This window comes from Streptosporangium longisporum (assembly GCF_039534895.1).
GTDB classification, from domain to species: Bacteria; Actinomycetota; Actinomycetes; order Streptosporangiales; family Streptosporangiaceae; genus Streptosporangium; species Streptosporangium longisporum.
The window spans coordinates 91,667-112,162 of record NZ_BAAAWD010000004.1; the positions used below are offsets into that span (position 1 = coordinate 91,667).

Annotated in this window: 15 protein-coding genes; 10 read left to right on the forward strand and 5 right to left on the reverse strand. The window is 72.3% G+C overall.

Going from position 1 to position 20,496, the window contains the following annotated elements:
- Positions 1 to 4 precede the first annotated feature (4 nt).
- On the forward strand, positions 5 to 943 hold the full coding sequence (locus ABD832_RS03560) for a sigma-70 family RNA polymerase sigma factor (RefSeq protein WP_344888185.1): 939 nt from the start codon (positions 5 to 7) through the stop codon (positions 941 to 943).
- A 640-nt stretch (positions 944 to 1,583) separates the two neighbouring features.
- Here ABD832_RS03560 and ABD832_RS03565 read toward each other — a convergent pair.
- The 3 genes from ABD832_RS03565 to ABD832_RS03575 all read right to left on the reverse strand — a co-directional run bounded on the left by ABD832_RS03565 (position 1,584) and on the right by ABD832_RS03575 (position 4,356).
- Complete coding sequence (locus tag ABD832_RS03565; protein WP_344888188.1) at positions 1,584 to 2,192, reverse strand: response regulator transcription factor; 609 nt, start codon at positions 2,190 to 2,192, stop codon at positions 1,584 to 1,586.
- The gene (locus tag ABD832_RS03570; protein WP_344888191.1) at positions 2,189 to 3,343 is read right to left on the reverse strand and encodes a sensor histidine kinase; all 1,155 of its coding nucleotides are present in this window, start codon (positions 3,341 to 3,343) and stop codon (positions 2,189 to 2,191) included. Before ABD832_RS03570 ends, ABD832_RS03565 begins: the two co-directional genes overlap by 4 nt.
- A 113-nt stretch (positions 3,344 to 3,456) precedes the next feature.
- A complete protein-coding gene (locus ABD832_RS03575; RefSeq protein ID WP_344888194.1) occupies positions 3,457 to 4,356 on the reverse strand; it encodes a hypothetical protein in 900 nt (299 codons plus the stop codon).
- A gap of 1,124 nt (positions 4,357 to 5,480) precedes the next feature.
- Between ABD832_RS03575 and ABD832_RS03580 the strand changes: the two genes are divergently transcribed.
- The 9 genes from ABD832_RS03580 to ABD832_RS03620 all read left to right on the forward strand — a co-directional run bounded on the left by ABD832_RS03580 (position 5,481) and on the right by ABD832_RS03620 (position 18,109).
- Entirely contained in the window at positions 5,481 to 6,794 is a 1,314-nt protein-coding gene (locus ABD832_RS03580; protein WP_344888197.1) for an ammonium transporter, read from the forward strand.
- Complete coding sequence (locus tag ABD832_RS03585) at positions 6,791 to 7,129, forward strand: P-II family nitrogen regulator (RefSeq protein WP_344888200.1); 339 nt, start codon at positions 6,791 to 6,793, stop codon at positions 7,127 to 7,129. Before ABD832_RS03580 ends, ABD832_RS03585 begins: the two co-directional genes overlap by 4 nt.
- Positions 7,130 to 7,132: 3 nt before the next feature.
- A complete protein-coding gene (locus tag ABD832_RS03590; RefSeq protein WP_344888202.1) occupies positions 7,133 to 9,409 on the forward strand; it encodes a [protein-PII] uridylyltransferase in 2,277 nt (758 codons plus the stop codon).
- A 128-nt stretch (positions 9,410 to 9,537) separates the two neighbouring features.
- A complete protein-coding gene (locus ABD832_RS03595; protein ID WP_344888205.1) occupies positions 9,538 to 12,522 on the forward strand; it encodes a sensor histidine kinase in 2,985 nt (994 codons plus the stop codon).
- On the forward strand, positions 12,519 to 12,941 hold the full coding sequence (locus tag ABD832_RS03600; RefSeq protein ID WP_413224160.1) for a roadblock/LC7 domain-containing protein: 423 nt from the start codon (positions 12,519 to 12,521) through the stop codon (positions 12,939 to 12,941). The genes ABD832_RS03595 and ABD832_RS03600 overlap by 4 nt, the downstream gene beginning before the upstream one ends.
- Before the next feature lie 33 nt (positions 12,942 to 12,974).
- On the forward strand, positions 12,975 to 13,337 hold the full coding sequence (locus ABD832_RS03605; RefSeq protein WP_344888207.1) for a DUF742 domain-containing protein: 363 nt from the start codon (positions 12,975 to 12,977) through the stop codon (positions 13,335 to 13,337).
- Positions 13,318 to 13,905, forward strand: a complete 588-nt coding sequence (locus tag ABD832_RS03610) for a GTP-binding protein (RefSeq protein WP_344888210.1) — start codon at positions 13,318 to 13,320, stop codon at positions 13,903 to 13,905. The genes ABD832_RS03605 and ABD832_RS03610 overlap by 20 nt, the downstream gene beginning before the upstream one ends.
- 812 nt (positions 13,906 to 14,717) lie before the next feature.
- Complete coding sequence (locus ABD832_RS03615; protein WP_344888213.1) at positions 14,718 to 17,696, forward strand: sensor histidine kinase; 2,979 nt, start codon at positions 14,718 to 14,720, stop codon at positions 17,694 to 17,696.
- A gap of 2 nt (positions 17,697 to 17,698) precedes the next feature.
- Positions 17,699 to 18,109: a DUF742 domain-containing protein gene (locus ABD832_RS03620; RefSeq protein WP_344888216.1), complete on the forward strand. Its 411-nt coding sequence runs from the start codon at positions 17,699 to 17,701 to the stop codon at positions 18,107 to 18,109.
- Between the two features lie 130 nt (positions 18,110 to 18,239).
- Here ABD832_RS03620 and ABD832_RS03625 read toward each other — a convergent pair whose 3' ends face one another.
- The gene (locus tag ABD832_RS03625) at positions 18,240 to 19,298 is read right to left on the reverse strand and encodes an SIS domain-containing protein (protein ID WP_344888219.1); all 1,059 of its coding nucleotides are present in this window, start codon (positions 19,296 to 19,298) and stop codon (positions 18,240 to 18,242) included.
- A 117-nt stretch (positions 19,299 to 19,415) separates the two neighbouring features.
- Positions 19,416 to 20,354: a hypothetical protein gene (locus tag ABD832_RS03630; RefSeq protein WP_344888221.1), complete on the reverse strand. Its 939-nt coding sequence runs from the start codon at positions 20,352 to 20,354 to the stop codon at positions 19,416 to 19,418.
- Positions 20,355 to 20,496: the final 142 nt, after the last annotated feature.

The window sequence follows — 20,496 nt, forward strand, 5'->3', positions numbered from 1 at the left end:
TCGGATGGCAAGGCCGACGGGGAATCGGACGCAGGATCAGCACGTCTCGGATCGGGACCTGCTCGGGACCTACCTGGCAGAGATCGGACGGGTGCCCCTGCTCACCGCGGAGCAGGAGGTCGAGCTCGCCAAGCGGATCGAGGCGGGCCTGTTCGCGGAGCAGTTGCTGGACGGTGGGTCGACGGAGCCGCGGATCGCGGACGCCGCCGATGAGGAGCTCGAACGGCTGGCCGTTTCCGGGCGAAGGGCCAAGGACGAATTCATCCAGGCCAATCTACGTCTTGTGGTGGCCGTCGCGCGCAAATACTCCGGCCGGGGAATGCCGTTGATCGATCTGGTCCAGGAGGGGAACCTGGGGCTGGTCCGTGCCGTCGAGAAGTTCGACTACCGGCGCGGCTACAAGTTCTCGACCTACGCCACCTGGTGGATCCGGCAGTCCGTGGGGCGTGCCATCCACGAGCAGGCCCGTCCGGTACGCCTGCCCACCCACGCCGGGGAGCAGATGACCAGGCTGATGCGGGTCCGGCGGGACATGCTGGCCGAGTTCGACCAGGAGCCGACCGACGCCGACCTCGCGGCGGTGCTGGAGCTGCCCATCGAGCGGGTGCGCGAGCTCCGGCGCTGGGCCTCCGACCCCGTCTCGCTGCAGCTGGGCGTGGGGGACGAGGACGAGACCGAGCTCGGGGACATGATCGCCGACGACACGTGGGCCGACCCCGAGCAGCAGGCCATGGACATCCTGGAGCGCGAGCGCCTGGAGGAGTGGCTGACCGGGCTGGAGGGGCAGACCCGGGAGATGCTCCGCTGGCGGTACGGCCTGATGGACGGCCGCGAGCACACGCTCACCGAGGTCGGCGAGCGCTACGGCATCGGACGCGACCGCGCCCGGCGCATCGAGCGCGACGCGCTGGCCCGGCTGCGCAAGATGGCCACGGCCGCCTGAGCGGCTTTCCGATCCGGCACGGTCCCTGTGGACCGTGCCGGATCTTCTTGTTTCACGGGTCTTTGGGTGGCTGTCGTTCTGGCGGTGCCGTTCTTCGGGTGGCCGTCGTTCTCGTGGTGCCGGTCTCCGGGCGGTCGTTGTTCTGGCGGTGCTGTTCTTCGGGTGGCCGTCGTTCTCGTGGTGCTGTTTCACGATCATGGTGGCCGGTGTTCGTGGCCGCTGCGGTGGGCGGGTGTTCCGGCCGGCCGTCGGGGTGGCGCTCTGGTGGTGTCGGCCTTCGGCCGTTCGGGCGCGGTGGTTGCGGGCTTTTATACGCCGGCCGGAACACCCGCCCACCTCCGCTTCATCACGTCGGTCGGTGGGGGTGCGGGCCGTAGTGGCTTTCTTTCGGGCCGCTCAGGGGGCTGTGGGTGGCTGAAGCGATCCGTACGGGTCCTTGGGGGCGGGTCACCGTAGCTGAAGCGCGGGTGCGGAAAGGAGCGCAGGGCCGGGCTGCGTGAGAGCGGGTGCCCCGCCGCGCCGCTCTTTCTCGCCGCACGACGTATCCACGAGGTGCAGGGCACCACGAGGCATAGGGCATCGGGCTTCGTCGAGCAGCGGCGGTGGTCCTTGATGGTGATCACGACGGGCGGTGAGGCCGTCAGGGGAGCCAGCCGTTGTCGACGGCGATGCGAGCGGCGTCGGCGCGGCCGGCGGCGCCGAGCTTGGTCACGATGGCGCTCAGGTGGTTGCGGACCGTTCCGGGGGACAGATGGGTGCGCCGGGCGATCACCGCGACCGGGGTGTCGAGCTCCGCGAGCCGCAGCACCTCCAGCTCCCGCGGGGTCAACGGGCACGGGGGCGCGGTCAGCGCGTCGGCGGCCATCGCCGGGTCCACGTACCGGCTCCCCCGGTGGACCCGTCTGATCACGTCGGCGAGCTGTCCGCCGGGCGAGCCCTTGGGCAGGAAGCCCTTGGCCCCGGCGTCCAGCGCGCGCTTCAGCATCGAGGGCTTGCCGTACCCGGTGAGGATGATCACCGCGCATGTGGGCAGTGCCCTGGAGATCTCGGCGGCGACGCCGACGCCGTCCAGCCGGGGCATCTGCAGGTCGACCACGGCGACGTCGGGGCGGTGGGCCAGCGCCTCCTCCACGGCCGCGCGGCCGTCGCCGGCCTGGGCCACCACCTCCAGGTCGGCCTCGAGGGACACCAGGGCGGCCAGGGCCGTTCTGATCAGCTCCTCGTCGTCGGCGAGGAGCACTCTGATCATGAGGTCACCGGCATGGCCGACTCCAGGACGAACAATCCGCCGTCGGCGCGGACGTCCAGCGTGCCGCCCGTCTCGGCGAGGCGTTCCCGCAGGCCGCGCAGCCCGGAGCTGTGACGGTCGGGCCGCACGGCGGCGGCGCCGTCGTTGGTCACGGTCATCCGCACCTCGTCGTCGTGGCGGGACAGCTCTATCGAGCACCAGCTCGCCGTGCTGTGCCTGAGGACGTTGGTGCCGGCCTCACGCAGGACCATGCTGAGCGGGACGGCGACGTCGACCGGCAGGTCGCCGGTCCGGTCGGTGACCGTGCACCGTATCCCCGAGGAACGCAGGACCCGCGAGACCTCGTCGAGCTCACCGCGGAGATCGACCGTGCGGTACCCGTGCACCGCCTTCCGGAGGTCGGCGAGCGCGGAGGCGGCCAGCAGGCGCACGTCCGCGGCCTCCCGTTCGGCGCGGGCGGCGTCGACGGAGACGAGCCTTTCGGCCAGCTCGGCCTTCAGGGCGATCACCGAGAGGGTGTGGCCGAGCAGGTCGTGCACGTCGCGCCCGAACCGCAGCCGTTCCCGGGCGGCGGTCAGCCGCTCCTGCGCGGAGTGTTCCTCCTGGGTGGCGATCAGGATGTTCCACAGCCAGGCGTGCAGACCGGTGACGCCGATGGTCATCACCCCGAAGCCGACGGTTATCACCAGATACTCGACGAGGGACCCGCCGCTCCACCAGCCCACGGCGCCGGAGACGGCGACGGCCGCGGCGATGACCGCGCCCGCCGTGGCCCGCCCGCCGAGCAGGGGCGCGGTGCCGACGATCGAGGCGCCCACCCACGCCCACGTCCTCCAGTCGCCACCCCCCAGCGGGGCGGTCATCGGGATCGACAGCGCTGCCGCCGTCGCGAACCCCGCCAGCAGCCGGCGGTGAACGGCCTGCGTCAGCGACGGCGTGACCGCGGCGTACAGGACAGCGGCCTGCGCCGCGGCGAAGACGAGGATGCCCGTGGCGCCGAGCGCGATCCGCAGCGGATCGGTCTCCCTGCCGAGACCGATGCTCGGCATGATCAGAGTCATGAGCACGGCGGTGGCCAGCGAGCCCAGGGTCGCCACCCTGACCCATCGCAGCCGCTGCTGGAACACACCGGTGATTGTAGTTCGTCGCATGGTTCTTCCCTGTGCCGGTGCGGACGGTCATCTCGGTCCGGTACGGCCCCGTGCCGGTCCGGGGACCGTACCGGTGCGGGCGGCGACCGGTGGGGAGGCCGGGGCGGCGGCCCTCACCACAGCATGAGGAGGATGGTCAGGCCGATGATCGTGTCGATGACGATGCACGCCTCGGCGTACGCTCGCGGGACGACCTTGTCGGCACGGTAGTGGATGATGTCCCACCCCGCGTGGGCGAGCCAGCCGGCGGCCACCAGGTAGAGGGAGAGGTTTCCGCCCACCGACATCGCCACCGCGGCCAGCGCCACGTAGGCGGCGAACACCCCCAGCTGGAGCGCGAGCACGCCCGGCTCCCGCAGGTGCTTCCGGGCCGCGCCGATGACCAGGTAGGCGCCGGCGAGGATCACGAGTATCCACGCCGGAGGAGCGGAGGACGAGCCCCAGCTGTCGATGGTGATCACCAGGGCCAGCCACGACGGCCACCGGTGCACCAGCCAGGCCGTGATCCGCCGGCCGGCGCCGGCGTCGGCCGGCGGCGCCGCGCAGGCGGGACGGCGGTGCGGCCGGCTGTACTCCTTCCGGCGAAGCAGCATCGCGACGAGCATGGCGGGGAGCATCAGCAGGTGCCCGCCGATCATGAGGCCGTCGCCGGACAGCGCCCCGGTCCAAAACGGGACGAGCAGCACGAGGAACGGGACGAACATCGCCGCGCCCATCTCGGCGATGCTCGGCCAGTCGTGGCCGCGGACGCGCATCCAGATCGCCATGCCCAGGGTCATGTCGGTGGCCATCACCATGGCGGCGAGGTCGGCGCGCGCGAGCGCGTCGGACCAGCCGAGCAGCGGGGAGACGACCGCCCACACCTGACCGAACAGCAGCATCCCGGCGATCATCGCGATCACCATCTCGGCGAAGTGCCACGCGAAGTGCCAGCGGCCTGAGGTCCGGAAGGAGGGTCGGGTGCTCGGGGGGCGCGACGTGTCGGCTGCGGTGATGTCCGCTTTGGTGTCCATGGATCCAAGGGTGCGGGCGGCGGCGCGCAGCCCCCACCCTCGTCATGTCACCGATCGACCATGCGGATCGCACCTCCGACCCGTGAACGCTCGGCCCACCCGTCGATCGCCTCGGCGGTGCCGAGGACGTGGGCGAGGACGACGGAATTCGAGACGGGGAGTCTTCCTCCGTCGTGAACAAGTCTCGGACCACGTCCCGCATCCCGTTCTCCATGTTCCGCGTCCTGTCGCCCCGTCGGCCCCGTCGGCCCTGTAGCCCTGCGACCCGTGGTGCCCTGCGACCTGTGGTGTCCTGCACCTCGTGAATGCGTCGTGCGGCGAGAAGGAGCGGCACGGCGTAGCACCCGGTCTCACGCAGCCCGGCCCTGCGCTCCTTTCCGCACCCGCGCTTCAGCTACGGCGACCCGCCCCCAAGGACCCGTACGGATCGCTTCAGCCACCCACAGCCCCCCGAGCGGCCAGAAAGAAAGCCACTACGGCCCGCACCCCCACCGGCCGACGTGATGAAGCGGAGGTGGGCGGGTGTTCCGGCCGGCGTATAAAAGCCCGCAACCACCGTGCCCGAACGGCCGAAGGCCGAGATCACCAGAGCGCCACCCCGACGGCCGGCCGGAACACCCGCCCACCGCAGCGGCCACGAACACCGGCCACGAACCACGGTGATCGGCAGACCGAAACCACCGAGCGCGAATCAGCAAGGACCGAAACCCTGTGCGACGCTTCCGGTCGTGACCTGAAAAACCGGACAGGCAAGCCGTCCGGCCGTTCCCGAATGATCGTCCCGTTCGGAGATCCTCGCCGTTCACCAGGGGTACGTCGTGCCGCTCCCCTGGGTAGGGAAGGAATGGCCGCTGTCGGTGAACGGTCGCCGGAACCTGGAGGGAACACTCGCCGAGCCCTTCTTCGGGTCATCTCAAAGTCAAGCCGCGTATCGTCCGAAACGCTCCCGAAACACCATGGGGCTGAGATTCACAGATGCGAAACACGCAAGGTCGCACCCTGAAACGGTGGAAGAACACGCTGTGGCGCAACGTCAGTGCGCGGCCGGTCGATGGAGCCCAGGAAGCGATCACTGCGACTTGTGAAACCGGCCAAACGCCATTTGTAAGGGAGGGTCGCGTCGAATGAAGATCGATAGCGGCACCACTGCCTGGATGCTCACAGCCACCGCGCTGGTGTTGCTGATGACGCCGGGTCTTGCGTTCTTCTACGGGGGCATGACCAGGGCCAAGAGCGTCCTGAACATGATGATGATGTCGTTCGCCAGCATCATCACCGTGACCACGGTCTGGGTGCTGTACGGGCACTCGCTGACCTTCACGGACAACGGCAGCGAGCTCGTCAACAAGTTCGTCGGCGGCTTCAATGCCCTCGGGCTGCAGAGCCTCGTGGACACCGCCACCAAGGATGACGGCACCGGCATGCCGAGCCTGGTGTTCTCGGCCTTCCAGCTCACCTTCGCGATCATCACCGTCGCGCTGATCAGCGGTGCCATCGCCGACCGCGCCAAGTTCGGCGCCTGGGTGCTGTTCACCGTGGTCTGGGCGACGATCGTGTACTTCCCCGTGGCCCACTGGGTCTGGGGCAACGGCTGGCTGTTCAACCTCGGCATCGAGGACTTCGCCGGTGGCACCGTGGTCCACATCAACGCGGGAGCCGCGGCGCTGGCCCTCGCGCTCGTGATCGGCAAGCGCTCCGGGTGGCGCAAGGAGCCGATGCGGCCGCACAACCTGACCCTGGTCCTGCTGGGCGCCGGCCTGCTGTGGTTCGGCTGGTTCGGCTTCAACGCCGGCTCCGAGCTCGCGGTCGACGGCACCGCCGGTCTGGCCTTCATGAACACCCAGATCGCCGCCGCGGTCGCCGCCGGTGCCTGGATCCTGGTGGAGAAGATCCGCGACGGGCACGCAACCAGCCTCGGTGTCGCCTCCGGCGCCATCGCCGGCCTGGTCGCCATCACCCCGGCCTGTGGTTTCGTCGACCCCTGGGCGGCCCTGGTCATCGGCCTGCTGGCCGGCTCGATCTGCGCCTTCGCGGTGGGCCTGAAGTACCGGCTCGGCTACGACGACTCCCTCGACGTGGTCGGCGTGCACCTGGTCGGCGGTGTGGTCGGCGCGGTCTCCCTGGGCTTCCTCGCGGCCTACCCCTTCCTCGACCAGCAGAGCAAGGGCCTGTTCTACGGTGGTGGCCTCAAGCAGCTGGGCCTGCAGATCCTCGGCCCGGTCGCGGTCGGCGCGTACTCCTTCATCGTCACCTGGATCATCGCGAAGATCATCGATAAGGTGATGGGCTTCAGGATCGGCGCCGAGGAAGAGATCACCGGTGTCGACATCACCTCCCACGCCGAGACCGGTTACGACCTCGGTACCATCCACTCCTCGGGTGTGGCCGCCGTCAACGGACCGGTCCCCACCCCGGCGTCTAAGAAGGTGGACGCATGAGACTCATCACCGCGATCATCAAGCCGTTCAAGCTCGATGACGTGAAGGCGGCCCTGGAGCAGTTCGGGGTCAAGGGAATGACGGTCAGCGAGGCCAGCGGCTACGGCCGCCAGCGCGGTCACACCGAGGTCTACCGGGGGGCGGAGTACCAGGTCGACCTGGTGCCCAAGGTCCGCTTGGAGGTGCTCGCCGAGGAGGAGGACGCCGACGACGTGATCGACGTCATCGTCAAGGCCGCGCAGACCGGCAAGATCGGTGACGGCAAGGTCTGGTCCGTCCCGGTGGACACGGTGATCCGGGTCCGCACCGGGGAACGCGGACCCGAGGCGCTCTAGCCGGTGAGAGGCGACACTCGCTCGTACGCCGCGGCCCGTAGGGAACGGGCCGCGGACATCGACCGCTGGCTGACGGACCTGGTCCGGACCGCCTGCGGCACACCGTACGGGGCAGGCGGGGGAACGACGAGAAACGACGAGCGCGGCGCCCTCAGCGGGGTCGCGCTCGTCGCGGTCGGGAGCCTGGGGCGGTCCGAGCTCGCCCCGGGCAGCGACCTGGACCTGGTCCTGCTGCACGACGGGCGGGACGACGTGGCGCGCATCGCCGACCGGATCTGGTATCCCATCTGGGACTCCGGGGTGGGCCTGGACCATTCGGTACGGACGGTGGACGAGGCGGCCAAGGTGGCCCGGGAGGATCTCAAGGCGGTCCTCGGGCTGATCCAGGCCCGGCACGTCGCCGGGGACCCGGAGCTGACGCGGTCGGCCCGCGAGATCGTGCTCGCCGAGTGGCGGGCCGACTCCCGGCGTCGCCTGGGCGAGCTGCGCGACGCCTCGGACAAGCGGGCCGAGGCCAGTGGGGAGCTGGCGTTCCTGCTGGAGCCCGACCTGAAGGACTCCCGGGGCGGTCTGCGCGACGTGCAGGCGATGCAGGCGGTCGCGGCCGCCTGGGTCGCCTCGGCCCCGGGGCCCAGGGTCCGTGAGGCGTACGAGATCCTGCTCGACGTCCGGCACGGCCTGCACCTGGTGACCGCGCGCGGTGCCGACCGGCTGGTGCTGCAGGAGCAGGACGCGGTGGCCGGGATGCTCGGGCTGCTCGACGCCGAGGCGCTGATGCGCAGGCTCGCCGAGGCGGCCAGGACCATCGGGCACTCCTTCGACGCCACCTGGCGTACCGTCGACCGGTTGCTGGCCGGGCCCACGCCGCGCGGACGGCGTCCGCTGGCCGACGGGGTCGTCGAGCACGGCGGGGAGGTCGTGCTCGCCCGCGGGGTCAGCCCGCGCAAGGACCCGGTCCTGGTGCTGCGCGCCGCCGCGGCGGCGGCCGAGGCGGGGCTCCCGCTGGCGCCCGCCACGGTCACGGCCCTGGCCACGCAGTCACCGCCACTGCCCATTCCCTGGCCGGACGAGGCGCGTGACGCGCTGGTGGCGCTGCTGGGCGCGGGGCGCGCGGCCGTGCCGGTCTGGGAGGAGCTGGACCAGGCGGGGATGCTGGTCCGCCTGCTGCCCGACTGGGAGCGGGTCCGGCACCGCCCGCAGCGCAACCCGGTGCACCGCTACACCGTCGACCGGCATCTGATCGAGACCGCGGCCGGGGCGGCGTCGTTCACCCGCGAGGTCTCCCGGCCGGACCTGCTGCTCATCTCGGCGCTGCTGCACGACATCGGCAAGGGCTATCCCGGGGACCACTCCACCACCGGCGCCGTGGTCGCCCGCGACATCGGGACCCGGATGGGCCTGTCCTCTGCGGACGTCGACGTCCTGGAGACCGTGGTCCGTCACCATCTTCTGCTGCCCGAGACCGCGACCCGCCGCGACCTGGACGATCCGGTGACCATCTCCCGGGTGGCCGAGGCGGTCGGCTCGCGCGAGGTCCTCGAACTGCTGGCGGCCCTGGCCGTGGCCGACGGCCACGCCACCGGTCCCGCCGCCTGGAACTCCTGGAAGGCCTCCCTGGTCGCCGACCTGGTGCGCCGGGTCCGTTCGGCGCTCGCGGGCACCCCGCTGCGGCCGGCGCCCTCGCTCTCGGTGGAGCAGGCGTCCCTGGCCCGTCACGGTGGCGGCGCCGTGCGGGTCAACGGGGGAGCGGTCACCGTGGTCGCGCCGGACCGTTCCGGGCTGCTCTGGCGTGCCGCCGGAGTGCTGGCCGCGCACCGGATGGTGGTCCGCGCCGCGTCGGCCGCGTCGGCCGGGGCGACCGCCGTGATCGAGTTCTCGGTGATCCCCGAGTACGGTTCCCCGCCCGATCCGGCGACGCTGGAGGCCGATCTGAGGCTGGTCCTGGCCGGCAGGCTCGACATCGAGCAGCGCCTGGCCAGGAGGACAAGGTCGATGCGCCCGGCCCGGGTGCCGGTGGCGCCGCCCCGGGTGAACCTGGTGGACGACGCGTCGAACACCGCGACCGTCATCGAGGTACGTGCCCATGACCGTCCGGGGCTTTTGTGGAGGATAGGTAGAGCATTTGGTGAATGTGGCCTTGACGTACGGGCTGCCCGTGTAGAGACTCTCGGCGCAGAGGCGGTTGACGTCTTCTACGTGGTCGACAGAGCCGGTCGCCCGCTGACCGACGAGGTCCAGCGGGCGCAGGTGCGAGATCAGGTGCTGGCCGCCCTGCGATGAGCGGGACGGCCGACTTCTCGACGCCTTCGTAACGATTAAAGTCGGTATGTCGGTTTTGCTGATTCTTATGCGTGACCTTGTGGTCTCATATTGTCCACTTGTGTCGTGATTGAGGAGTAGCGAGAGCGGTGACGACGGCCACATCCGAGAGCCTCCGGCCCCCGGCGTCCGACGGCGGCGGGCGGCCTGCCGCCCGCTTCGGCCTGAGGAACTGGCGGGTGCGCTCGCGTCTCACGGCCCTGATCCTGGTGCCGACCGCGGTGGGCGTCGTGCTCGCCGGCACGCGCGTGGTGGCCTCCGTCGACGGTGTGGCCGGATACCGGCGCACCGCCGTCGCGGCGGAGCACTCGGGAACCCTGCGCGACCTCGCCCAGGCCCTCGGATCGGAACGTGACAAGGACGCCTGGGCCTCCTTCCAGCCCTCCACCGCGAGCCTGAAGGAGAGCGCCGACGCGCAGCGCGCGGCCGTGGACGCGCTGGTCGCGAAGGTGCTGCCCGCCGTCGCGACGATGGACGACTCCTACGGGACCCGGGTCGTCGAGGCGGCCAAGAACGTGACCTACCAGCTGAAGGGGCTGGAGGAACTGCGCCGGCTGCCGGGCACGCCGCGTTTGGAACGATACAGTTTCATGATCTCCCCGCTGCTCCGGCTCCACGAGGAGCTCACGCTGGTCAGCGACGACGAGGAGATCATCGGTGACACCCGGGCGCTCAGCGCGCTGGCGTACGCCAAGGAGGAGGTCTCCCGGCAGCGCGCCCGCCTGCTGGCCGGGTACTACGCGCCCGCGCTGGTCAACGCGCAGGAGGTCGAGAAGTTCATCGCCTCCCGTTCCCGGATGGAGGAGTACAAGACGGACTTCAGCGTCGAGGCGAGCCCGGCCAACGCCCGGCTCCTGGCCGCCGCGCTGGTCGACGAACGGGTGTACCGGGCCGAGCTGACCAAGGCCAGGGCGATCGTCCTGGCCGGGGACCCCGACCACACCGGGCGGCTGCTGTCGGACTTCGACGAGGTCAGGCAGTGGTTCTCGGACAACTCCACGATCCTGGAGCGGATGCGGAAGGTCGAGACCGAGGTCGCCGCCTCCGTGGTCCTGCGGGCCCGCATGCTGGAGGAGACCGAGCAGCGCAACGCGATCATCACGTCCGCCCTGATCCTGCTGCTGCTCCTGCTGGTCCTCGGCCTGACGGTCGTCATCGCCCGGTCGATGGTGACGCCGCTGCGCCGGCTGCGGGCCGAGGCGCTGGAGGTCGCCGGATTCCGGCTTCCCGAGGCCGTACGTCACCTGAGGCTCTCCGGTGAGGCGCGCACGCCCGAGATCGCCCCCATCTCCGTCGGGACCACCGACGAGATCGGCGAGGTCGCCAAGGCGTTCGACGAGGTCCACCGGCAGGCGATCCGGCTGGCCGCGGAGGAGTCCGAGCTCCGCTCCAACATCAACGCGATGTTCGTCAACCTGTCGCGCCGCACGCAGACCCTGGTCGAACGGCAGATCTCGCTCATCGACGGCCTGGAGAAGACCGAGGAGAACGGCGGACGCCTGGCCGACCTGTTCAGGCTCGACCACCTGGCCACCCGGATGCGGCGCAACTCCGAGAACCTCCTGGTCCTCGCCGGTCACGAGCCGGCCCGCAGGCGCACCCGGCCGGCCGAGCTCATCGACGTCGTCCGCGCCTCCCTGTCGGAGGTCGAGGGTTACGAGCGCGTCCAGGTCAGGGTGCACCGGACGATCTCGATCGCGGGCAGCGCGGTCAACGACGTCGTGCACCTGGTCGCCGAGCTGGTGGAGAACGCCATCCAGTTCTCGCCCCGGCAGGGCGGGATCACGGTCTCCAGCAGCGTGATCGAGGGGGGCGGCGCGCTGCTTGCGGTCAGTGACCAGGGCATCGGCATGTCGCACGACGAGCTCTTCGAGACGAACCGCCGCCTGGCCGACCCGCCCGTGGTGGACGTGTCGGTGTCGCGCCGGATGGGACTGTTCGTGGTCGGCCGTCTGGCCCTGCGGCACGGCATCCGGGTCCAGCTGCGCCCGCAGGAGGGGGGCGGCCTCGTCGCCATGGTGCTGTTGCCCTCGGAGATCGTGATCCAGGAGGTCCGGCCGGTGCGGACCCCCTCGTGGGGCGCGGAGCCGGACGCCTCGTACGACCTCCCGGCCCGGACCTCGGCGCAGCCCTTCCCGGGGCACCCGTCGTTTGAGCAGGACCCGTACGGACGGGCACCGGCCGGGCAGGTGCCTTCGGGGCTCTCCTCGTCCGGACATCCCCTGTTCGGGTACGACGCGTCAGGGCATTCCCCGTTCGGGGGTGACGCGTCCGGGCATCCCTCGTTCGGGGGTGACGCGTCCGGGGGTGACGCGTCCGGGGGGGATCCGTTCGGGCAGGCGTCCCTGCCGGACGTCTCCTCGTTCGGCTCGGTCCCGCTGCCCGCAGAGCACACCCCGCAGGGCTGGGCGGCTCCCGCGGGCCCGGCGAGCGGCCCGCCCCTTCCCAAGCGCCAGGTCAACGGCGGGAACGGTTCGGCTCCGGCCCCGTCCGGCGGGGACCTGTCCCCCTACGACGAGAGCGCGGAGGCGATGCCCACGTCGAGGCTCTCCCCGTTCGAGAACGAGCAGGAGGAGTACCTGCCCATCTTCGCCTCGATCGAGTCGGCCTGGTTCCGCCGGGCCGCCGAGCCGGGTGAACGGACGGCCGGGGAGGACACCCCTTCGGCCGGTACGCCCGAGCCCGAGCCGGATCCCGGGCCCGTCCGGGAGGTGGCACGGGCGGACGACGGGCCGAACGACCACGGGTCGAATGATCACGGGTCGAATGACGACAGGTCGAACGACGACAGGCCGGACGGCTGGAGCACCCCCGCCGACGCCGGGTGGCGGGCCGCCCGGGCGGCGAGCGACCCCTCGCTCGGCGGGATCACCGCGGCGGGCCTGCCCAAGCGCACCCCCCGGGCGAACCTGGTGCCGGGGACCGCCGTCGCGCCGTCCTCTCCCGTGCCGTCGCTCTCACCCGAGAGGGTGCGCAGCCGCCTGTCGAGCTTCCAGCAAGGTGTACGGCGAGGCCGTGCCGAAGTGGTCGAGACCGCCACCGGGCGACCGGGCGAGAAGGAGGAGGATTCGTGACGCCCCTGAGTCATGAGGCGCGCAGGTTCGACTGGTTGATCACCGAGTTCGTCCGTGGCACGCCCGGCGTCGCGCACGCGGTGTGCGTCTCCGCCGACGGCCTGAGGATCGCGAGCTCGGAGGGGTTCCCCGCGGACCGGGCCGACCAGCTCGCCGCGGTCGCGGCCGGTCTGCTCAGCCTGACCGTGGGAGCCTCCCGGGTGTTCGAGGGAGGCGCCGTCACCCAGACCGTGGTGGAGATGGAGCGCGGCCTGCTGCTGGTGATGGCCATCAGCGACGGTTCCTGTCTCGCCGTGCTGGCCTCGTCCGACTGCGACATGGGCCTGGTGGCGTACCAGATGACGCTGCTCGTCGAGCGGGTGGGGCAGGTGCTCACCCCGGCGCTCCGCGCCGAGCTGCAGTCCTTCCGGGGCCGGTAGTGACCGCGTCCGGCCTGCCGCCGGGAGGGGACCGTGCTCGGGGGTGACACCGCCGGGGACGAGGAGCCCCTCTTCCGCCCGTACGCCGTCACCGGTGGCAGGTCCGAACCCCGTTTCGAGCTGGCGATCGAGACACTGGTCTCCTCCTCCTTCATCATGGAGGAGGATCTGGCGATGCTCACGCCGGAGCAGGATGCGATCATCAGACTCTGTCGCTCGTACCGGTCGGTCGCCGAGATCTCGGCGCTGCTGAGGGTCCCGCTCGGCGTGGCCCGCGTACTGGTGGCGGATATGGTCGACGAGGGCTTCGTCCGGATCCACCAGCCGCACCTCGACGAGGGACGGCCGGATCTCAACATGCTCGAAAGGGTGCTCAGTGGACTTCGCAGGCTCTAACCAGGGTGGCCTGACGTCAACAAAGATCGTTGTCGCGGGCGGGTTCGGTGTCGGCAAGACCACGTTCGTCGGGTCGGTGTCGGAGATCGTGCCGTTGACCACCGAGGCCGTGATGACCGACGCCAGCGTCGGGGTCGACGATCTGGGGCTGACGCCGAACAAGACGACCACCACGGTGGCGATGGACTTCGGCCGTCTGTCGCTGGACCGCGACCTGATCCTGTACCTGTTCGGCACGCCCGGCCAGCACCGGTTCTGGTTCATGTGGGACGACCTGGTCCGCGGCGCGATCGGCGCAGTGGTCCTGATCGACACCCGGCGGCTGGCCGACGGCTTCCCGGCGATCGACTACTTCGAGGAGGCCAGGCTCCCCTTCGTCGTCGGCATCAACGGCTGGAACGGGGAGTTCCCCCACGACGAGAACGAGGTGCGCGAGGCGCTGACGCTGGCCCCGCACGTCCCGGTCGTGCGGACCGACGCGCGTTCCCGCGAGTCCGTCAAGGGCACCCTGATCACCCTGGTCGAGCACGTCCTGCGGGTCCGCACGGCGTACGGCACGTCGGTGTAGGACGTCGCGGGGCCGGACGTGACGCCGGGCGTGACGCCGCGTCCGGGACGGGGACGGGCCGTTCGGGGTGGGGGCCGTCGGCCGGGTGCCGGTGGCGGGGCTCAGTGGTGGGGCCCGGTGGTGGGACGGGGTGCGGATGGTGTTCCGTGGTTCCGGCCGGCGCTTTCCCGCCGTTCGCGTGAACGCCCTCGGCGTGCAGGCCGGGATCGCGATCAGGGCTCGTCGTCGCGGATCTCCGGTGAGGAATCGGCTCGTCTCACCTGCCCTTACCGGGTGACGGGTGACGGGCGTATGCGTTGGGATGACGCCGGGGCATTCCCGCGTTGTTCGTCCGGGCGTACGGCCCGATGAGGCTCTTGTTTCCGGTCCGTCCCGCGTGGGCGGTGACCCTTTCCCCGCATGACGCGGGCCCGTTTCTCCTCGCGGTGCCACCGGGGTCTCCTTGGGGGCGTGACCTCGCAGGCCGGGCGTGGTGAGTGGTGTCCGGCGAGGGGGACGCCGGTGGTCACGGCTGGAAAATGGCGGGAACCGCGTCATTGTCGCCCTCGAAGAGGAGTGCGCCGGTGGTGTTCCTGTGGCGATCGGGAAAGGAGGGAAAGAGGCTCTCCGGTCCGAAAATGCCTCATCGGGGAATTGGGTCAACCGGAATTCGCAATTCCGGTGTCGACCAGCCTAACGGCTGAAGTATGCATTTCAAGAAAAATGCGTGTTTGTTGGCTCGTGTTCGCTTGGCCTCACAGGTTGATATGTGCTCGAATTGCCGGAATCAGGGAATTCGGCCAGGAGGTTCATCCACCGAGAGGCAGCGTTCGGTGAGCGGATACACGATCCACGCGGTGGGCGAGAGCCTGCGCATGCGGAACTGGCGGGTGCGACGGCGGCTCGTCGCGCTCATCCTGGTGCCCACGATCGCCGCCGCGCTGCTCGGTGCCGCCTGGGTGATCTCCTCGATGCGCGCCGCCGACGACTACCGGCGCGTCAACGACCTGGCCCGGTTCTGCGGCCACATCGGCGCGCTCACCCAGGAACTGGCCGAGGAACGTGGCAGCACCGCGTGGTTCGTCGCCCTCGACCGCCCGGCGAGCGGCCTGGAGGACGTACGGGCACAGATGGATCTGGCCGACGGCGCGGCCGAACGCGTCCGGGAGAGCGGCGTCCTGCTCGCGGAGGAGGTCAGCGGCCGTACCCGCGCCGAGATCCAGACCGTGATCACCCGCCTGGACGGCCTCCGCGCGCTGCGCGACCAGGCTCTGCGGACGCCCATGCGGTCCGACGCGGTCATCACCGCCTACACCGCGGTCATCGCCGACCTGCTGTCGGTGTACGGCGAGCTCGGCAAGGGCAGTGCCGACGACGTCCTGTTCGGGCAGGCGCTGGCCCTGACCGCGCTCGCCCGCGCCAAGGAGGCGCTGTCGTTCCAGCGGGCGCTGCTGACCGTGGTGCTCGTCGCGGGCCGGTTCGAGCAGGAGCGGCTGGAACGGTTCCTCGGCGCGGTCTCCGCCGAGCGCAACGAGCGCGCGGCCTTCGCCGCCGAGGCCTCCGCCCGCGACCGTCGCCTCTTCGACGAGACCGTCAACGGTCCCGTCGCCGACCGGGCCGAGCGTCTGCGCGGGCTGGTCCGGCTCCGCGCGGCCTCGGGGGCCACCCTGAGAGGGCTGGACCCGGCGGAGAAGGACGACGCCAAGGGGTGGTACGACGCGGCGGGCGCCGTCGTCGACACCATGCGCGAGGTGGAGAAGCGGCACGCCCAGGAGATCGTGGCGCGCAGCCGGTACCTCGGTGAGGCCGAGCGGAGCCACGCGCTGCTGGTGGCCGGGTCCGTCGCGGCCCTGCTGGTCCTCGTGCTGGCCATCACCGCCGGGGTGGTGCGATCCCTGGTCGGGCCGCTGCGGCGGCTGCGCAGGGAGGCGCTGGAGGTCGCGGGGGAGCGGCTGCCCGCGTACGTCCAGAAGGTCCGCGAGTCGCGCGACGGCGAGGTCGTCGCGGACGTGTCGCCGATCGGCGTGCCGGGCCGCGACGAGATCGGCGAGGTCGCCCGGGCGTTCGACGAGGTCCACCGGCAGGCCGTGCGGCTGGCGGGGGACGAGGCCAGGCTGCGCCACACCGTGAACGCGATGTTCGTCAACCTCTCCCGGCGGAGCCAGACGCTGGTGGAGCGGCAGCTCAGCCTGGTCGAGCGGCTGGAACGCGGCGAGCGCGACGACCAGCGGCTGGCCGACCTGTTCAGGCTCGACCACCTCGCCACCCGGATGCGCCGCAACAGCGAGAACCTGCTCGTCCTCGCCGGGCAGGAGGTGGCGCGGCGCTGGCGTCGGCCGGTCGAGCTCATGGACGTGATCAGGGCCGCGCTGTCGGAGGTCGAAGGCTACGACAGGGTGACGAACCTGGTCCGGACGGAGGTGGCCGTGGCGGGCCCCGCGGTGAGCGACGTGGTCCATCTCCTGGCCGAGCTGGTCGAGAACGCCGTCTCGTTCTCGCAGGCCGGCACCCGCGTCACGGTCTCCAGCACCAGGATCGGCGGGGACGGCGGCGTGATGGTCTCGGTGACCGACCAGGGCATCGGCATGACCCCGGAGGAGATCGCGCGGTTCAACCACCGCCTGGCCGGTCCGCAGACCGCCGACGCCTCGGTGGCCCGGCACATGGGCCTGTTCGTGGTCGGCCGCCTCGCCTCCAGGCACGGCATCCGCGTCCAGCTGCGTCCCCAGGGCTCCGGCCTGACCGCGATGGTCATGCTCCCGGAGTCGCTGCTCGTCCAGCCACCCGCCACGGCCCTGCCGGACGACCCCGCGCGGCCCCCGGTGTCCCTGCCGGCGGGCGTGACCGCCCTCCCGCCGGGGGACGGCCCCGGGGACGCCGAGCCGTTCCCGGGGTATCCCGCGGATGCGGCCGGAGCGTTCCCGGGCCGTCCGGTGGACGCGGCCGGACCGTTCCCGGGGGACCTGGCAGGGGTGGGCGGGCCGTCGTTCCCGTACGGTCCTGGCTCGCCGCTCTCCGCGCCGGTGACCTCCCCCGGCCCCGGCGTACGGACGCCGTCGGTGCCCCCGTGGGGAGGGGCCGCGGAGCCGGCCGGGCCGAGCGTGTGGAGCCCGCCGGTGGAGCGGTTCCGCCCGCCCGGCGGACCGGGGGAGCCGCCGGACCCGTTCGCGACCCCCACCGATTCGTTCGGTGCTCTCCCGGGTCCGTACGACCCCGTCGGCGGGCCGGATTCGGTGGACACCGGGCCGTTGCCCAGGGTGGAGGTCCCGTCGGCGGAGGACGACTTCCTTCCGATCTTCGCGGCGGTCGAGTCGGGCTGGTTCCGGGTCGCTCCGCCCGCCGGGGCCCGGGTCGCTCCGCCCGCCGGGGATCCCGGCGCCGGTCCGCCGTCCGAGCCGGGTGCCGGTCCGTCGTCCGAGCCGGGTGCCGGGACGTCGCGTCCGGGCGCCGGGCCGTCACCGCGTCCGGGTGCCGCCCCGGACGGGCCCCGCGCCGAGCCCCGGCCCTGGTCCTCACCGGGTGACGGCGGCTGGCGGGCCGCCCGGGTGGCGAACGCCCCCGTGCGGGACGGTACGACCGCGGCTGGCCTGCCCCGGCGTACTCCCGGGGCCAACCTGGTGCCGGGTTCGGTGCCACCGCCCGCACCGCCCGCACGACCTGGGCCCGGGACCCGGCCGCCACAGCAGCCGCAGTCGCAGGAGCGGCCGGTGCGGGACGCCCCGGTCGCGGCCGAGCGGATGCGCGAGCGGATGTCGGGCTTCCAGCGGGGCGTGCGCAGGGCCCGCGACGAGCTCATGAACCGGGAGGAGTGACCGTGTGGGGCGACGTCCACGGGACCGGGCAGCGTTCCCCCTCCGGCCACGGTCCCGCGTACGGGGAACCGGCCGACGAGGAGAGCTCGCTGGTCCGGCTGTACGCGGTGACCGGCGGGCGCACCGTTCCCAGTGCCACGCTCGCCATGGAGGCGCTGGTCTCGACCTCGGCCGGGGTCCGGCTCGGTCTGTCCTACGCGCGGGAGTACCGCCTGATCGGCGACCTGTGCCGGCGCATCCGCTCGGTCGCGGAGATCTCCGCGCTGCTGGGCGTCCCGCTGGGCGTCACCCGCGTCCTGGTCTCCGACATGGAGGCCGAGGGGCTGGTACGGGTCCATCGTCCCCGGCTCGACGCGGCCGGTCCCGGCCCCGACCTGCTGGAACGCGTCCTCAACGGCCTGGACCGCCTGTGACGGGCCAGCGGGCCACCGGCGCCGCGCACCGGGCCGCCCATCGGCGCTGAGCCGCGCGCCGCCGCTGGGCCGCGCGCCGGTGCCGAGGAGGGCTACGACGCTGGGCCGCGCGCCGGTGCCGAGGCGGGCGTCAGCCTTGGGCCAGCCACCAGCGGGCCGCGACGAGCTCGGCCACCAGCGTCTCGGTCAGCAGCGCGACGTCGGGCTCGTCGTCGTGCCGGTAGCGGACACGGTCCGCGACGCCGGGCACCTCGCCGCCGACGGCCAGGACGGTGGAGCCGCGCTGCCGGATCCAGTCCATGGCCTGCTCGTCGTAGCGGGAACCGGGGTACAGGACGGCGCGGTAGTCGAGGGTCTTGGTGAGGTAGACGTCCACGTGGGCCCAGTCGCCGGTCTCGCACGCGTCGGCCGGCCTGCGCGGGCCCTCCCGGAACATCAGGGCCGACTGCTCGGCCGAGGACAGGCGTTCGGCCGGGGCGATCGTGTAGACGCCGTGCGGGCCGTCGAGCAGGGCCGCCGCGGGTGCCAGCCACTCGCCGCGCCGGTCGAGCAGGTCCGCGGTCGCCTCGGCGGTACGCAGCAGCAGGCCGGGCATGTCCCGGCCGGAGGCGCCGGGAACGGCTGGACCGCCGGGAGCGACGGAATCACCGGGAGCGGCCGAATCGCCGGGAGCGACGGGATCGCCGGAAGGGCCGAGGCCGTCCGCGGGGGAGAGGTGGTCGGCGAGCGCCAGCAGCAGGGCCAGGGTGTGCTGGAACGTCCGGCAGGACACGCCCCCGCGTTCCTCGCCCGCGAGCATCGGCACCACCAGGTCGGCGCCCTCGGTGACGGGCGAGCCCGGGACGTTGGTCAGCGCGAGCACGAAGGACCGCCCCCGGTGGCGGGCGACCGCGTCCAGGGTCTCCCGGCTGCCGCCGGTGGCGGAGATCGCGACCACCAGCGTCCCGGGGCCGGGCGGGTAGGAGGCGGCGGCGGAGGCGTACTCGGCCACCGCGTCCACCCCGGCCGATCGCAGGCGCAGCGCGGCCACCCGGGCGGCGTAGCGGGAACTGCCCATGCCCAGCAGGAGCACCCGCCGGATCCGCGAGGGGATCGCCGAGAACGGATCCGCGGACGCGAGGGCGTCCGCCAGCCCGGCCAGCGCGGCGGGCTTGGCCTCCAGGTCGGCGAGGTAGAGGTCGGGGATCACGTGCTCTCCTTCGGCGGGGACGGGGACCTCGGGGACGCGGGCGGGGCCGCCGGGGACCCCGGGAAACCCAGGAACCCCGGGGACCCCGGGACGCGGGTCGCGGGGGAGCGGCGCCGGTCACGGGTATTGGGAGCGCAGCACGCCCATCGGGGCGTAGCGCCAGCGGGGCAGGTGCCGGGCGGCGTAGACCAGCTCGCGGCACTCCTGCTCGATCTCGAACGCGCCGAGCAGGGAACGGTCCAGCAGGGCGGCGTGCCCCAGGGCGGTCAGGCGCTCCAGGTAAGCCTCCTGGAGGACGGCGCGGGCCGTGGCGGCCCATTCGGCGATCATCGGCCCGGGGGCGTCGCGGCGCCGGATCGCGACCTGGCCGACGTGCTCCAGGCTGGTGGTGAGCTGGGCCAGGTCGCGGGCGGCGGGCTGGAAGGGGTCGGCGCCGGTGACGGTCGGGTTCCCGTCGAAGTCGATCACCGCGTACCCGTCCCGCCAGCGGAGCACCTGGCCGACGTGCAGGTCACCGTGGACGCGGATCAGCGGGGTGCCTGCGGTCTCAGCACCGGCACCGGCGGGGGCGGCCAGCGGGGCCAGGCCGGCGCGGAGCGCGCCGGAGCGCTCCGCCAGCCAGTCGCCGTCCTCGCCGCCGGTCAGGGCCAGGGCCTCCCGCAGCGCCTCGTCCGCCCGGAGCCACCAGGACCCCTTCGCCGGGGCGGGCACGGGCACGGCGTGCCGTACCGGGTCGGGGAAGGTCGGCGAGGGGGTCGCCATGGCCGCGTGCAGGCCGGCCGCGAGGACGCCCAGGTCGGCGGCGAAGCCGGTACGCCCGGCGGCGGCCTCGTCCACGCACCACTCCCAGCCGTCCCTGGCCTCGGGCAGGTAGGCGGTGACCAGGGCGACCAGCACCTCGGTGCCGTCGGCGCCGCGGCGCGACACGGACGCGTACGGCGTGGCGGTCGCGGTGAAACCGGCCGACGTCAGGTGCGCGAACACGTCGGGGGCGGGCTGGGGGAACGGCGCGGGCGGGGTGAGCCACTTGACCACCACCCGCTCGCCGACGACCACGGAGCGGTTGGTCTGATCGACGTCGAAGCCCCGTTCGACCGTTCCTGAGGGCCCGGCGGCCGATGACGATTGAGTGTCGATTGAAAGACGTCCGGCGATCTCGCCGGGGAGGGGCCGGAAGTGCCGTACCGCGAAGGGGGCG